The following is a 16,397-nucleotide window of genomic DNA, read 5'->3' as shown; positions in this document are numbered from 1 at the left end:
AATATTATCTATTTTTAAAAATTTCTTTTAGGAGCATTTCGAGAGCCTTGTTAACAGCTCTATTTACAACTTTTACCCTGTGATTTCCTAAACTAAACATTTCGGAGTACACCTTAGTTTTAGTAGCTATTGCAATATAAACTGTTCCTATTTCTGCATCGGAATCTCCTTTTGTTGGTCCTGCGTTTCCTGTAGTAGCTACCGCATAATCGGAGTTAAACAATTTCAAAGCATTAGCTGCCATAGCTTCTACAACTTCATGACTAACTACTGAATATTTATCTATTAACGCCTTAGAAACTCCTAAAACATTTACTTTAGATTCTGTTGAGTACGTAACTACGCCTCCATTAAAATAAGCCGAGGCTCCCGAATTTTTAGTAAACTGTTCAGCTAAATTTCCTCCGGTACAACTTTCTGCAATGGCCAAAGTCTTTCCAATTTTTGGTAATTGTTTGGCAATAATAATTTCAGCCGAACCATCTTCATCTTCAAAACCGAAGAATTCATCTTTGATTAATGGCAGTACTTTATCTACCTCTGCATCTACCCTAGCTTTTAACTCATTTTCATTAAAACCTTTAGAAGACAAACGCAATCTCATTTTACCTAAATTAGGCAGATAGGCCAGTTTCATATCTTCCGGTAGAGCATCTTCCCAATCCTCTATTCTTGCTGCTAATGCGCTTTCCCCCAAACCATAAACCAACATGGTTTTATGAATGATATGCGGACAGTTATATTTTTCTTTTAGATTTGGAACCACCTCATTAGATACTAAGGTACTCATTTCATAAGGCACACCGGGAAGTGAGATAAAGGTTTTTTCTCCTTTATTGAACCACATCCCCGGAGCAGTTCCTAATTTATTCATTAATACTTTAGACTTTGAAGGAACTAAAGCCTGATCTTTATTTACCTGAAGTAATTTCCCGCCTACATGTTTGCGCCAGAGGTCTTCAATATTTTTCAGCACATCGTCATTTCTTACCAAGGTGTCATCAAAATATTCTGCAATGGTTTTTTTTGTAATATCGTCTTTTGTTGGTCCTAAACCACCAGTTAAAATAACAATATCTACAAGTTCCTCCGCTTCCTTTAGCGCTTTGAGAATATGCGCTCTATCGTCTTGTATAGACGTTATTTCAAAGACCGAAATACCTATTCTATTAAGTTGTTTTGCAATAAAAGCAGAATTGGAGTCAATTACTTGCCCTATAAGAAGTTCATCACCAATGGTAATTATTTGGGCTTGCATTATAAATTAAAATCCTCCTTTATTTCGGCAAGGGCGTTTTCTACCGCCGTTGCAACAATTTGTAATTGTGCTGTAATATCCTCTCCTTCTTTAGTAAACTTACCCCAATCTTGCACTTCAATTAATGTATCTAAAACACCTAGTTCAAATAAATCTACTGTAGGTTTCATTTTATGCGCAGCTTGATATGTTTCTTGATAGTTTACATCGGCAACTCCTTGCTTTAAACGTTCTAAATCTGGTCCCATTTCTTCAATGAAAGCTTCTGCTAAAGTTGCAATAAAATCTTGATCGTTATCCGCTAATTCGCGTACGCGTTCTAATTTGTAATGTTGTTCCATTATTTAATTGATATTGAAAACATTTCTCTGTTTTCTATAAATCCTTTTAGTTTATCGTTGGGTTTTACAATGCCAACGCCAGCTGGCGTGCCCGTAAATATAATATCTCCAATCTTTAAAGTAAAATATTTTGAAACATATTCTATTATTTCATCAATTTTCCAAAGCATTAGGGAAGTATTTCCTTTTTGTACAATTTCTTGGTTCTTTTTTAGAGAAAAATCTACTGCATTAATATCTTCAAACTCGTTTTTTGGTATCCATTTACCAACAACGGCAGATCCATCAAAGGCTTTTGCCTTTTCCCATGGTAATCCTTTTTCCTTTAACTTTCGTTGCAAATCTCTTGCCGTAAAGTCTATTCCTAAACCAATTTCACTGTAGTATTTATGGGCAAACTTTTTGTCTATATATTTTCCTATTCTATTTATTTTCACCAAAACCTCTACTTCGTAATGGATTTCATTTGAAAAATCTGGAATAAAAAAGGGTTGTTTTTTAAGTAGAATTGCGGAATCTGGTTTTTGAAAAATTACAGGTTCAAGTGGCTTCTCATTTTCCAACTCTTCAATATGCTCTGTATAATTTCTACCAATACAAATTAATTTCATCTCCTTTAAGCTTAAAGAACAAAGACCATTTTACTCAATGAAACAAGACGTGTAACATGAATTCTTATCCTTATTCTAGATTCTTTTTTCTTAATTAAAAGAGTTTATTATTAAAACCTCTTAATTTTATATTAGTCAATACTTTTTTTGTGTAGAGCGGGAAATCGGCATTCAATACCCAACCGAAATAACCTGGTTCTGAAGCTAAAACATCTTCAACTTTCTTTCCTTTATGTTTTCCAAATGAAAAACATTCTTCACCTTCTTTATTAAATACAATGAAACCGGCAAAATCTGCAAACTGTTTTCTAGAACTAAACTCAGCCAAAAACTTAGTATTATTTTCAACTTCATCATACCTTTCTATTTGGGCTTTTAGAACTTCGTAGGCAGCTTTAGTATCTGCTTCTGCACTATGAGCCCCTTCAAGATTTTTATCACAATAGAATTTATAGGCCGCACTTAAGGTACGTTGTTCCATTTTATGAAAAATGGTTTGCACATCAATAGCTAAACGGTTTTTCATATCGAAATCTATATCTGCTCGCAACATTTCTTCCGCCAATAAAGGAATATCAAATCTATTGGAATTAAAGCCTCCCAAATCTGAATCTTTAATCAAATTGTAAACTTCTTTAGCCAATTCCTTAAATGTAGGTTTGTTTGCCACATCTTCATTGGAGATACCATGAATAGCAGTAATATCTTCTGGGATTTGTATTTCTGGATTCACCAACCAAGTTTTAGTTTCTTCTTTTCCATTAGGATACACCTTAAGTATAGATATTTCTACTATTCTATCTTTTGAAATATTAACACCTGTAGTTTCTAAATCGAAAAAGCAAATAGGCTTCGTAAGATTGAGTTGCATATACGTTTATATTAATTTTAGTATTTAAGCCGCTGCTTGCAAAAATAAAAAAACCCAACCACATTAGTGATTGGGTTTTTACACATTTATTTTTAAATTTTAGATTTCTCTATTTACGTCCCAAGCTTCTAAATAGTCTTTAACCGCTTTTACAAACATACCTCCCAAAGCGCCATTAACAACTCTATGATCGTATGAATGCGATAAGAACATTTTGTATCTAATACCAATAAAGTCTCCTTCTGGAGTTTCTATTACCGCTGGAACCTTTCGAATTGCTCCTAAAGCTAAAATACCTACTTGTGGTTGGTTTATAATTGGTGTCCCCATGATACTTCCAAATGATCCAACGTTTGTAACGGTATAAGTTCCGCCTTGAATATCATCCGGATTCAAACTATTTATCCTTGCTCGGTTGGCTAAATCATTTACTTTTTTGGCCATACCAACCAAATTAAGTTGATCTGCATTTTTAATTACTGGAACAATTAAATTCCCATCTGGTAAGGCAGTAGCCATACCTAAATTAATATCTTTCTTCTTTATTATAGTATCTCCTTGAACAGAAATATTCATCATTGGGAAATCCCGTAATGCCTTTGCAATTACTTCCATAAAAATTGGGGTAAAGGTTAATTTCTCACCTTCACGCTTCTGGAAATCGTTTTTAACTTTATTTCGCCAATTCCAAACATTAGTTACATCTGCTTCGATGAAACTTTGTACATGAGCTGATGTCTGGATAGACTCTTTCATGTGATGTGCTATGAGTTTACCCATTCGAGACATTTCAATAATCTCGTCTTCACCACTTGAAACAATAGGAGCAACAGCTTCAGGCTTTTGTTGCTCTTTCTTTCCCCCTACTGGTTCTACCTCCTTTTGCATTGTTTTAGGCGCTACAGGCTGAGTGCCTCTTTTCTCTAAATACCCTAAAATATCATTTTTGGTAACTCTACCCTCTTTTCCTGTTCCAGGGATGGCATCTAACTCCTCTTGATTAATACCTTCTTTCTTTGCAATGTTTTTAACCAAAGGCGAATAAAATCTATCACCGCTAGCTATTACAGGAGCCACTGTTTCTTTAGCAATAGTAAAAGATTGCTCTATATGCTCAACGGCTTCTTCTTTAACATCTGTGTTCGTTTCTTGTTCTGGAATAGTCGCGTCTCCATCTACTTCAATAACAGCAATTACCTGTCCTACTTGAACTACGTCATCTACTTCAAAAAAACGTTCAACCAAAACACCCTCTACTTCACTGGGAACTTCACTATCAACTTTATCTGTCGCTATTTCAACAATAGGCTCGTCCATTTCTATATTTTCTCCAACCTCTTTTAACCAAGAAGTAATTGTAGCTTCCGCCACACTTTCTCCCATTTTTGGTAGTTTAAGTTCAAACCTTGCCATATTTTTATTGTAATAGTTGTTTTTTTGTTTTCGCTTGCAAAATTACTAAAAAAATAGTGATTTATTTAAAAATTCAATAATTAAAAACACTAGAATTCTATTATCTCCCCTCTACTTATTGCCGTATCACTTCCTAATATAAAACTAGCTTTATTTGGTAAAATTTTGAAAGTCAAACTATTATTTTTAGAATACTTCTCTATAGATGAAATTATTTCTTTATGCGTTAATACATTTGCGTCAAAAATAAGTTCATCCGACTTTTCAAAATTACTAATCTCTTTTTCTAAAAAAATATTATTTAATAATTTAGATTGTAACTTTTCATTATGCCTTTTTGATAGCAATATGTACCTATTAATCTTTTTGACTGAACGTTTTGGAATTTTTCTAAAAAAATAAGCCATTTGAATACCGAACCATACTAGAGCATCAAACAATAAATTTTGCCTAAAATGTTTCTTATAAAAAATTTGCATGGCACCATAAAACCGTTTTGCATATAGCCTATCTTTTAAAGTGCTTTCTCCCTTAAAATGTAGAATGCTAGTTTTTCCGTAATAGTAGTTTTGATATCCCTCTTTAAGAAGTTTAAAAGATAAATCGATATCCTCACCATACATAAAATAATCTTCATCAAACCCTCCAACCTCATCATATACCTTCTTTTTCATCAACATAAAAGCTCCAACCAAAACATCTATTTCACCTTCTTCGTTTTCTTCTAAATGATTTGCGTAATACAACTTAGAATTACCCATCATTTTTTTAAATGAGGCTTTTATTACAGGAACATTTCGTTTACTTTCTGGCAAAAACCTCCCTACACCATCAATCAATTTACATCCAACAGCCCCCAATTTACTTCTACTTTCACAAGATTTCAAAAGATTTATAAAAACATCTTCGGGAACAACAGTATCTGGATTTAAAATGCAAATGTACTCCCCTTTTGCTTGTCTAACACCTATATTATTTCCCTTAGAAAAACCGTAGTTCTCTTTATTCTGAATAAGTGTTACTTCTGGAAAAAAGGTTCTCACCATTTGGCAACTATCATCTTCTGAATTGTTATCAACTACAATTATTTCCGCGTCAATTTGATGTATTGCCGCCTGCACACTTTTTAAACATAACTCTAAAAAGTACCTTACATTATAATTAAGTATGATTACTGAAAGCTTCAAACGAGAGACTAAGATTTTAAAGAAGATTCAAACGGAATTCTATTAACAATACTCCTTCCTAAAGTAATTTCATCTGCATACTCTAATTCATCACCAACGGATATACCTCTGGCTATAGTGGATGTTTCAATATTGTATTCCTGAATTTGCTTGTAAATATAAAAATTTGTTGTATCTCCCTCCATAGTAGAACTTAATGCAAAAATAAGCTCCTTAACCTTTCCTTCTTTTACCTTATTTACTAAGGTTTCAATATTTAAATCATGTGGTCCTATACCATCCATTGGCGATATTTTACCTCCTAAAACATGGTATAAGCCTTTGTAAGAGCTAGTACTTTCAATAGCCATAACATCTCTAATATCTTCTACCACACAAACAATTTCTTCATTTCGGTTATTAGACGAGCATATCTCACAAAGCTCATTATCACTAATATTATGACATGATTTACAGAATTTAATTTCATTACGCATTGTTTGCAAAGCTTCTGCTAAAGCCAACGTCTGTTCCTTTGGTTGTCGAAGCATATGCAACACCAACCTAAGTGCAGTTCTTTTACCCACACCTGGTAGCTGAGACATTTCATTTACAGCTTTTTCGAGCAATTTTGAAGAAAATTCCATAATCGCGAAATTACAATATATTATTAATTTCAATAGTACAGATTTTACCTTCTTTTGAACAGATTTTGGCTTTTGAAGCTATTAATTTGTATTTTGAAAACCTAACCCAGCTTATATGACTGCTACTCAAATACTTCTGTTAATTGCCGCATATTTTATTGTGTTAATATTAATTTCTTATGTAACAGGAAAAGAAGATAGTAACGATGCCTTTTTTAAGGCAAACAAATCTGCTCCTTGGTATTTGGTGGCTTTTGGTATGATAGGTGCATCTTTATCTGGTGTCACATTTATTTCTGTTCCAGGAGCGGTAGAGGCGAAACAATTTGGGTATTTACAGGTTGTTTTTGGGTACTTTTTCGGGTACTTAATAATAGCCTATGTTTTGCTCCCCATATATTATAAGCTTAATCTAACATCTATTTATACCTACTTAAGGGATAGGTTTGGCAATGTAAGTTATAAAACTGGGGCTACTGCATTTTTAGTATCTAGAATTGTTGGTGCAGCTTTCAGGCTATTTTTGGTTGCTAAAGTTTTACAACTTCTTGTTTTTAATCAATTTAATATTCCTTTCACAATAACCGTTATAATTACTATTGCCCTTATTTGGCTTTATACCTTTAGAGGAGGTATAAAAACTATTATTTTCACCGATACTCTACAGACTTTGTTTATGTTAATCTCTGTAGTAGTTACCATTGTATTCTTAGCGTCTGCAATGGACTTAAATACTTTTTCTGAGGTGTACACAAGTGTTTCAGAAAGCCCTATGAGCAAAGTATTTTTCTTTGATGATTTTAATGATTCTCAATACTTTATTAAAAGCTTTTTGGCTGGTATGTTTATTACCATAACTATGACTGGCTTAGATCAGGATATGATGCAAAAAAACCTAACTTGTAAAAACTTAAAAGAAGCTCAAAAAAACATGATCTCTTTTAGTGTTGTACTTATTTTTGTAAACATTCTGTTTTTAGTCTTAGGTCTGCTACTAACGCAATATGCCAGCCAACATGGCATTAGCGCTAAAAAAGATGATTTATTCCCAACCATTGCTATGCTGCCAGAAATTGGAATACTTACGTCTTCTTTCTTTTTACTTGGCCTTATTGCAGCAGCATATTCTAGTGCAGATTCGGCATTAACCTCATTAACTACATCATTTTGTATTGATATTATAGAATTAGACAAAAAGCCTTTTAATGCTCAAAAAAGAATTAGAAAACAAGTACATATTCTCGTAAGCCTTGTTTTAATTGTAGTTATTATACTTTTTGATGCCATATTTAAAGATGTATCTGTAATATGGGAATTATTCAAGGCTGCAGGTTACACTTATGGACCATTATTAGGTTTATTTGCACTAGGTATTTTTACAAAAAGGCAACTAAAAGATAAACTTGTTTGGGTAATAGCTCTGGTTGCTCCTATATTGTCTTACTTTTTGAATACGTATTCTGTTGATTTGCTTAACGGTTATCAAATTGGCTTTGAAATTTTGATAATTAACGGCATACTCACCTATTTAGGTTTAATACTGATTAGTAGAAAGCAAAACTAGGGTGCAGGAAGCCTCAAAAGCAATGTTATGTCCTTTCAAAATGCCATACAATTCCGGGTTTTCGGTGCCTGGATTAAATATTACACGTTTTGGTTTTAAAGACACTATATAATCGTAATACGCCTTTTGTCTTTTGGGATTTAAATATAAGGTAACCGTATGAATGTCTTCATATGGTAATAATTCTGTGTCAATTGTAACACCTTCAACTTCTCCTTTTCTCAATCCAAAAGCAACTGTTTCAACTTTTTTTGCTACTAATCTTTGTACGGCATAATTGGAATATCTATTTGGTTTTAAAGAAGTTCCGAGAACAAGAGTCTTTTTATCCATTTGTTAAAATGTTGTTAAGGTTAAAAAAAATGGTAACATAATGCGTTCTTTCGCGTCTTAAACGTAACTGAAATCAATCAATCAAAAAACATCAAAATGAAAAACGTATTTTTCATGTGCTTTTTATTTCTTTCAATTATAGTAAAAGCGCATACAGATCCTGTTACTAATGCTGATAATAGAGGATCAATTACAGGAACCGTTTTAGACGCAAAGTTAAAACAACCCTTACCTTATGTAAACGTAATTATTAAAAACAGTAAAAACGAAACTATTACTGGGGGTATCACCCTAGATGATGGTACTTTTAGTGTAGATAAGGTTACCGAAGGCGATGTTGTAGTTAGTATTCAATATATTGGATATAAAACGTATACTAAAAATGTTACTATAGGTAAAGGCAATTACAAGGTAAAACTTGGTAACATCTATTTAGAAGAGGAAGCAGAAAGTTTAGATGCTGTTACAGTAATTGCGGAAACCTCAACGATTCAACAAAAAGTTGATAGAAAGGTAATTACTATTGGTAAAGATCTTGCTGCTACAGGTACAGCTTCTCAATTAATGGTAGGGATTCCTTCTGTTAATGTAGATGCCCAAACTGGTGAAATTAGCATGCGTGGTAACCAAAATGTTCGCGTAATGGTAGATGGAAAGTTGTCAAACATCCCAACAGCGCAGTTACTAAAGCAAATTCCTTCTACCGCTATTAAATCTATTGAGTTAATCACTAATCCTTCAGCTAAATACAATCCTGAGGGAATGAGTGGGATTATCAACATTGTATTGCATAAGAATACTATGGTAGGATTTAATGGTAACTTTAATGTTGGTTTAAGTCATGAGATAGAAGCAAAATTTAATAGCTCCTTAAACATGAACTACCGAAATGGTAAATTTAATGCTTATGGTAGCTACAGTAATAATATTTCTAAAAACAGAAATAGAGGTTTTGTAAACAGACCAGAAAATAACTCTGAACAAATATTTAGATTCTTAGACAAAAGAGATAATCACCAGTTTAAAGTTGGGTTAGACTTTTACCTAAATGATAAGAATACTATTTCTGTATTTACAAATCAGAACCTTTCTGAAAATAGTACTATAGGTAGTACAAAGGCTATTTTTAATGATAATATGGCTTTTAATCAGAACCAAATATTTACAAATACTGGCGATAATACCTCTCAGCAATACAACTTCGATTATAAGTTAGAATTTGCTAAGGAAGGTGAAAACATAGAACTAGAGGTAGACCATAATATTTATGAAGGTGAAAACCCAGTATTTTTTGACCAAATAGAAGGACCTCTTAGAGATTACACAGACTTTAACGAAACAGATAGAGAAAGGACTACGATTAACTTAGATTATGTAAATCCTTTATCCGATAATGCTAAGTTAGAAGTTGGGTTACAAGCAAGATTATTTAACACCGAAATCAGATATGCTTCTACTGGAGATTCTTTTACAGAAGCCGGAACTTTAGAACCGACACCAAGTACAGATTTTGATTATTCTAGAGATATTTATTCTGCTTATGTAAACTTTAACAAGAAAATTGATAAATGGACATACCAGGTAGGGCTTAGAGCCGAAAGTGTAAATGTTGAAACATTAGCTTTACAAGAAAATGTGACAACTAATGTTGTAACTGAATTACCTTTTGATAATGATTACATACAAGTTTACCCTTCTTTATTCATTACTTATACTCCATCTGAGAAAAACTCTTATCAATTTAGCTATAGCCGAAGAGTAGATAGACCAGGAATAGGACAAGTAAACCCTATAAAAGAATGGAGTACACCATTAATTTCTTCCTTTGGTAATCAAGATTTAGTTCCTCAGTTTACGAACTCTGTTGAAGTTAATTACACAAGAAATTTAAAAGACAGAAAAGGGAGTATTACTGCTGGCGTTTTCTATAGAGCAATTTCTGATGAAATAAACAGAGCCTTATTTATTGATAGAAGTGATGTTACATCGGGCCGTGTAATTTTAACACACGATAACTTTGATAATACTTCTGCTTATGGGTTCGAATTATCTACAAACTACAGACCTACCAAATGGTGGTTTATAAATGGAAGTTTCGATTTATATTCTCAGACTCAAAAAGGTATTGCTGAAAACATTAGAGATGGTGTTCTTATTGAAGATGCTACGGTAGCTGATATTGAAACTAATACAACAGAAGTAGATAACGTTGCTTGGAACTTTAGAATGTTCAACAACTTTAGCGTAAGCAAAAAATTAACGTTCACCGCGTTCGGATTCTACAGAGGAAAAAACAAAAACTTACAGTTTGATGTTAAGCCAATGTACTTTATAAACCTAGGCATGCGTTATAGTTTCTTAGAAAATAATAGAGCAACATTTGCGTTTAACTTAAACGACGTTTTTGATACCCAAAGGTTTGGTTTTAACGGTAGAAGACCATTTGTTCAAAATGGTGAATTTAACTGGGAGAGCAACACTTGGAACGTGAGTTTAAACTATAGATTTGGTGGAGGAAAATACCGTGCTAAATCTAGAAAAAGAAGAGATAATGACGAAAAATCGGGAGGTGGAGGCTTCCTATAAAATAACCCATTTAGTAGCCTGCATAATAATTTGATGGTTAGTGTTAAGTAAGGCTATTGAATAAGAAACCCCAGAGTTTATGCAACTTTGGGGTTTTGTTTTTTAAGAAATTAAAAAAAAATTTAAGCAGTACACAATAAGCACAATAATTTTACGTTAAACGAAGTATACAATCTAACACCACGAAGAATTAGTTATTTGAGTTAGTCAGTCATACAATAAAAATTTCGTAAAAAAGATTAGTATTAAAAGGAAAAATCCGAATTTCTTAGTTTCGGATTTTTCTTTTTATGTTAAAAAAAGTTAAATACTAATTCGTATTGCAATAAAATTTAGTTTTTAACGTCTAATAATATAAGATTCTTCACTTTAGTGTTAGTTGGGAATTGATTGATAGCTGAACAACCCTGAAATTAAATTACTTAGTTTCAGGGTTTATTTATATTACCATTTCATAATTACACTACCCCAAGTAAAGCCACTCCCAAAGGCAGCTAATACCACAGTATCTCCGTCCTTAATTTTGCCTTCTTCCCAAGCCTCAGTTAACGCAATAATTACAGATGCAGCTGTAGTGTTTCCATATTTTTGAATATTGTTAAAGACTTGATCATCTCGCAAACCAAACTTCCTTTGTACAAACTGAGAAATACGTAAGTTGGCCTGATGTGGAATTAACATATCAATATCTTCTTTCTGTAAATTGTTTGCTTGCAGCCCTTCTATAATAGCTTCGCTAAAACGAACCACGGCGTGTTTAAACACAAATTGTCCGTTCATATAAGGATAGTACGATGTGTCTTCAGGATCATTAGCCTCTAAAATCTCTGGCACCCATTTCTTAATATTGGGACCTAAAACCGTTAATTCTTCGGCATATTTACCTTCAGAATGTAAATGTGATGACAAAACACCTTTACTGTTATCTTCCGTTCTAGACATTACAGCAGCTCCCGCCCCATCACCAAAAATTACAGAAACACCTCTACCCCTTGTAGTTTTATCTAAACCACCAGAATGGTATTCAGAACCAATAACCAATACATTTTTATACATACCAGTTTTTATAAACTGATCTGCTACAGACACCGCATATACAAATCCAGAACATTGATTTCTTATATCTAAAGCGCCAACTGTAGGCATGTCTAACATATCTTGAATTTGAACGCCACAACCAGGAAAATAGTAATCGGGGCTTAAGGTAGCAAACACAATAAAATCTATTTCATCCTTAGTTAGTCCTGCACGTTCTATGGCAATCCTAGCAGCCTTTGCACCCATTGTGGCAGATGTATCCTCACTCCCTTTTTCAATCCAACGTCTTTCCTTAATACCAGTACGCTCCTGGATCCATTCGTCATTAGTGTCCATCATTTTAGACAGATCATCATTTGTTACTACATTTTCTGGCACATATTTACCAAGACCTATTATTTTAGAATTGTACATATCACATACTTTTTAGTACAAACCAAATTACAAAATATAATTCTCAAATTCCAAAATCTAAATTCCAAAAACCAAAACATACTGGAATTTGCTCTTTTGAATTTTACAATTTACTTCCCTATCCGAAAAAAGTTGTGTCAGTTTGTCACATTTTAAGGCTTGGTATTTTTTTTGAATGTAGACCAACAAGAATTAAAACTTATAATTAATAAGATTCCCGTCTACACGGGAATGACAAATAAATTTATTTATCATGACAAAAGGAAGTATTAATGTATCGGTAGAAAATATCTTTCCGTTAATTAAGAAATTCTTATACAGTGACCACGAAATCTTTTTACGTGAGTTAATTAGTAATGCCACAGATGCTACATTAAAATTAAAACACCTTACAAATATTGGTGAAGCTAAAGTAGAATATGGCACCCCTCAAATTGAAATTAAAATAGATAAAGATGCCAAAAAGCTACATATTATAGACCAAGGTTTAGGTATGACTGCAGAGGAGGTTGAGAAATATATTAACCAAGTAGCATTTTCTGGAGCTGAAGAATTTTTAGATAAATATAAAGACTCAGCAAAAGATTCTGGCATCATAGGTCATTTTGGATTAGGATTCTATTCTGCGTTTATGGTAGCAGATAAAGTAGAAATCATTACCAAATCTTTTAAAGATGAACCAGCAGCACATTGGACTTGTGACGGCTCTCCAGAATTTACTTTAGAACCAAATGATAAAGCCGAAAGAGGTACTGAAATCATTCTACATATTTCTGAAGGTGAAGAAGAATTCTTAGAAGAAAGTAGAATTAGAGAGCTACTTACTAAGTACAATAAGTTTATGCCAGTGCCAATTAAATTTGGAACCAAGGAAATCAATGATCCTGAGCACGAACCAGCAACTATTACCGATGATGAGGGTAAAGAAACTAAAGAACCTCATAGAAAAATAACTGTTGATGACATTATCAACAACCCAAACCCAGCTTGGACTAAGCAACCTTCTGAATTAGAAGATGAAGATTACAGTAACTTCTATCGTGAGTTGTACCCAATGCAGTTTGAAGAGCCGTTATTTAACATTCACTTAAATGTTGATTATCCTTTCAACCTAACGGGAATTTTATATTTCCCAAAAATGACGAACGATTTAAACGTTCAAAAAGATCGCATTCAATTATACCAAAATCAAGTATTTGTAACAGATAACGTTGAAGGTATTGTTCCAGAATTCTTAACCATGTTACGTGGGGTTATTGATTCTCCTGATATTCCTTTGAACGTATCGCGTTCTTATTTGCAAGCTGATGGCGCAGTTAAAAAGATTTCGTCTTACATTACTAGAAAAGTAGCTGATAAATTAAAGTCTCTATTTAATAATAACCGTGAAGATTTTGAGGCAAAGTGGAACGATATTAAAGTAGTAATTGAATACGGAATGCTTTCTGAAGAAAAATTCTTTGAAAAAGCAGATGCTTTTGCGCTTTATCCAACAGTTGATGAAAAGTACTTTACCTACGAAGAGCTATACAATAAAATTAAAGCAAACCAAACGGATAAAGATGACAAGTTAGTAATCCTTTATGCTTCAGATAAAGATGAACAACATAGTTACATAGAGGCAGCTAAAGCAAAAGGTTACGAAGTATTGTTATTAGATTCTCCAATTGTATCTCACTTAATTCAAAAGTTAGAAACTTCAAAAGAGAATATTTCTTTTGCTCGAGTTGATGGTGATCATATTAATAATCTTATCAAAAAAGATGACACTACTATTTCTAAGTTAGATGAAGACCAAACAAAAGCTTTAGACGAATTATTAAAAGAGCTAATTCCATCTGAAAAATTTACTGTACAATTAGAAGCTATGGATAGCGATGCTTCTCCTTTCATTATTACACAGCCAGAGTTTATGCGTAGAATGAAAGAAATGCAAGCAACAGGAGGCGGAGGTATGAACATGTTCGGTAACATGCCAGAAATGTACAACTTGGTAGTTAATACTAATCATGAATTAGTAAGTGAAATATTGAATACAAAAACCAAAAAGAAACAAGAACGTTTAATAAACCAAAGTTTGGATTTAGCTAGATTATCACAAGGTTTATTAAAAGGTGAAGAATTAACAAACTTCATTAAACGTAGCTACGATATGATCAAGTAATTTATTTGTCATATTGAACTTGTTTCAATATTTATGATATTAAAACCACTTTGCTTATGCAGAGTGGTTTTTTTATTAAAATGAAGTTTAACAATTCCCCTACCACATTCTTACTATTTATCTAATTATTTGGTCATTACGTTAACGGTTCCGTAAAATTTTCAAATTAATTATATCTCTTGTTAACATCTCAGTTTCAGTAAACGGAACTAACCTTAAGTTACTGTAATCTCAGAGCTCATAGCAGGTTATGTATTACCTCAACTATTTCGAGAATCATGTCTATGTGCTCAGTCTAAATTAAGCAGCCATTACACCAGAGCTCAAAAAACAGTTATGTTTGTTACTATGAGCACATTACACATCACGCTTTTAGTCTTAATTTATGCCAAATGAATAAAAACAGAATCGTTCTAATAGATGCCTTAAGAGGTATTGCTCTTGCTGGAATTTTACTGCTACATCATATTGAACATTTTGGTATTTATTTAAAACCTACCTATACAATACCATGGCTTAAAACCCTGGATAAATGGGTTTGGGACACACTTTTCTTATTGTTTTCGGGGAAATCCTTTGCGCTTTTTTCCTTATTATTTGGTCTTAGTTATTGGATACTGTATAGTAATAGAAAAGCTGCTGGAGACCGTTACTTTTTTAGACATATCTGGCGTATGGTTTTACTACTAGGTTTCGCTCTAATTCACATGATATTCCAAGGAGGTGAAATCCTTTCTAAATATGCTATTTTTGGACTAACCCTAATTATAATTCCCTTTCTAAAAAATAGGACTTTACTATTTTTAAGCCTTTTACTTTTATTAGATCCTCTAAGAATATATGGTTTAATATGTCACTTTATCGAAGGCGCTGTAATTAATTTTAAGGTACCTTATCCAAAAGCCAAAACACAAGAAATTTTAACTACAGGAACTTTCTGGGATGTATTGGAATACAATTTTACAATGGGTTGGAAACGCTCCTATGTATGGTATATAAATGCCGGGAGAATGTTTACCATTCCCGGACTTTTCTTTTTAGGTGCCTACCTTAGTAAGACAAAAGCATTCACTCAAAAATCTTTAAAATTCTGGTATAGCGTGTTATGCTTTAGTAGTGTAATCTGGTTGCTCACTGGTCTTGGAACCCGATTAGGAGAACTAACTAATACACCTAATTTTATTAAAACCTTAAATGCTTTATTAGATACTTATACTAAGTTCGCCATTATGCTATTCGTGGTATCTTTAATTGTAATTCTATGGAGACAACATAAGGGGCAGGTTTGGATTTCAAGATTTGCAACGTTTGGTAGAATGGGATTAACAAATTACATTCTAATTGCGGTAATTGGAACCTTTATGTATTATGGTTGGGGACTTGGTCTTTATAGATACTGCGGTTCAGCCCTCACTTTGTGTATTGCCATTGTAATTTTGATACTTCAAATGAGATTTTCTTCTTGGTGGCTTAAACACCATACATATGGACCTTTAGAGAAATTATGGCGAAAACTTACTTGGATTAAATTTAAAAAATTAACTTAGTAAGACATTCAAAAACCTAAATGCCATGGGAATGAAAGGTCCAATGCCCAGTTATGATACTATTGATGATTACATAAAAAATCAATCTGCTGAGGCTCAAAAAATCTTAAGTGAGTTAAGAAACATTATTATGGAAGCTGCTCCCGATGCAACTGAAGTCATAAATTATAAAATTCCTTCCTTTACTTTAGTTCCCAAGGGAAAAAAAGAGCAACAAATTATGATGGCTGCATATGCGAAATTTGTGAGCTTCTACCCTTTTCCAACTACACTTAAGAAATTCTCTAAAGAGTTAAAAAATTACAAATTAGGAAAAGGAACTGTTCAATTTCCTTTTAACGAACCTTTACCAAAAGAACTAATTTTAAAAATGGTAAGATTCAGAAAAGAAGAAATTGAAAAAACATGGAGCTAAACACTTATAGCTGCCTTGGATCAAGTAAA

At 32.9% G+C, this 16,397-nt stretch carries 14 protein-coding genes; 5 read left to right on the top strand and 9 right to left on the bottom strand.

Annotation, left to right across the window (positions count from 1 at the left end):
- Nucleotides 1-4: 4 nt before the first annotated feature.
- From FUA24_RS17510 to recR, 7 genes are all read right to left on the bottom strand, one after another.
- Nucleotides 5-1,258 carry a competence/damage-inducible protein A gene (locus tag FUA24_RS17510; protein WP_148544368.1) on the bottom strand — a complete coding sequence of 418 codons (1,254 nt, stop codon included), beginning with the start codon at nucleotides 1,256-1,258 and terminating at the stop codon, nucleotides 5-7.
- Nucleotides 1,258-1,599, bottom strand: a complete 342-nt coding sequence (locus tag FUA24_RS17505) for an Hpt domain-containing protein (RefSeq protein WP_148544367.1) — start codon at nucleotides 1,597-1,599, stop codon at nucleotides 1,258-1,260. The genes FUA24_RS17510 and FUA24_RS17505 overlap by 1 nt, the downstream gene beginning before the upstream one ends.
- Nucleotides 1,599-2,210, bottom strand: coding sequence for a fumarylacetoacetate hydrolase family protein (locus FUA24_RS17500; RefSeq protein ID WP_148544366.1), 612 nt, complete (start codon nucleotides 2,208-2,210; stop codon nucleotides 1,599-1,601). Before FUA24_RS17500 ends, FUA24_RS17505 begins: the two co-directional genes overlap by 1 nt.
- 94 nt (nucleotides 2,211-2,304) lie before the next feature.
- Nucleotides 2,305-3,081 (bottom strand): 3'-5' exonuclease, encoded by a 777-nt coding sequence (locus tag FUA24_RS17495; protein WP_148544365.1) that lies wholly within the window; start codon nucleotides 3,079-3,081, stop codon nucleotides 2,305-2,307.
- 99 nt (nucleotides 3,082-3,180) lie between these two features.
- A complete protein-coding gene (locus tag FUA24_RS17490) occupies nucleotides 3,181-4,494 on the bottom strand; it encodes a dihydrolipoamide acetyltransferase family protein (RefSeq protein ID WP_148544364.1) in 1,314 nt (437 codons plus the stop codon).
- An 89-nt stretch (nucleotides 4,495-4,583) separates the two neighbouring features.
- Complete coding sequence (locus FUA24_RS17485) at nucleotides 4,584-5,681, bottom strand: glycosyltransferase family 2 protein (protein ID WP_148544363.1); 1,098 nt, start codon at nucleotides 5,679-5,681, stop codon at nucleotides 4,584-4,586.
- A gap of 8 nt (nucleotides 5,682-5,689) precedes the next feature.
- Nucleotides 5,690-6,307: a recombination mediator RecR gene (gene recR, locus FUA24_RS17480; RefSeq protein ID WP_148544362.1), complete on the bottom strand. Its 618-nt coding sequence runs from the start codon at nucleotides 6,305-6,307 to the stop codon at nucleotides 5,690-5,692.
- A 115-nt stretch (nucleotides 6,308-6,422) separates the two neighbouring features.
- On the opposite strand from recR, the gene FUA24_RS17475 reads away from it, so the two are divergent.
- Complete coding sequence (locus FUA24_RS17475; RefSeq protein ID WP_148544361.1) at nucleotides 6,423-7,871, top strand: sodium:solute symporter; 1,449 nt, start codon at nucleotides 6,423-6,425, stop codon at nucleotides 7,869-7,871.
- Here FUA24_RS17475 and FUA24_RS17470 read toward each other — a convergent pair.
- The gene (locus FUA24_RS17470) at nucleotides 7,842-8,204 is read right to left on the bottom strand and encodes a CoA-binding protein (RefSeq protein ID WP_148544360.1); all 363 of its coding nucleotides are present in this window, start codon (nucleotides 8,202-8,204) and stop codon (nucleotides 7,842-7,844) included. The genes FUA24_RS17475 and FUA24_RS17470 overlap by 30 nt on opposite strands.
- Before the next feature lie 96 nt (nucleotides 8,205-8,300).
- Here FUA24_RS17470 and FUA24_RS17465 point away from each other — a divergent pair, with 96 nt between their 5' ends.
- Nucleotides 8,301-10,790, top strand: coding sequence for an outer membrane beta-barrel protein (locus tag FUA24_RS17465; protein WP_148544359.1), 2,490 nt, complete (start codon nucleotides 8,301-8,303; stop codon nucleotides 10,788-10,790).
- Between the two features lie 444 nt (nucleotides 10,791-11,234).
- Here FUA24_RS17465 and FUA24_RS17460 read toward each other — a convergent pair whose 3' ends face one another.
- Entirely contained in the window at nucleotides 11,235-12,242 is a 1,008-nt protein-coding gene (locus FUA24_RS17460) for a 3-oxoacyl-ACP synthase III family protein (RefSeq protein WP_148544358.1), read from the bottom strand.
- Nucleotides 12,243-12,495: 253 nt separating this feature from the next.
- Between FUA24_RS17460 and htpG the strand changes: the two genes are divergently transcribed.
- From htpG to FUA24_RS17445, 3 genes are all read left to right on the top strand, one after another.
- A complete protein-coding gene (gene htpG / locus FUA24_RS17455) occupies nucleotides 12,496-14,406 on the top strand; it encodes a molecular chaperone HtpG (protein ID WP_148544357.1) in 1,911 nt (636 codons plus the stop codon).
- 392 nt (nucleotides 14,407-14,798) lie between these two features.
- The gene (locus FUA24_RS17450) at nucleotides 14,799-15,953 is read left to right on the top strand and encodes a DUF418 domain-containing protein (RefSeq protein WP_148544356.1); all 1,155 of its coding nucleotides are present in this window, start codon (nucleotides 14,799-14,801) and stop codon (nucleotides 15,951-15,953) included.
- 25 nt (nucleotides 15,954-15,978) lie between these two features.
- The gene (locus tag FUA24_RS17445; RefSeq protein WP_148544355.1) at nucleotides 15,979-16,368 is read left to right on the top strand and encodes an iron chaperone; all 390 of its coding nucleotides are present in this window, start codon (nucleotides 15,979-15,981) and stop codon (nucleotides 16,366-16,368) included.
- The last annotated feature ends 29 nt before the right edge of the window (nucleotides 16,369-16,397 follow it).

It is taken from the genome of Seonamhaeicola marinus, from assembly GCF_008085455.1.
The sequence above is the reverse complement of the archived record's forward strand: the minus strand, read 5'-3'. Positions and strand labels throughout refer to the sequence as shown.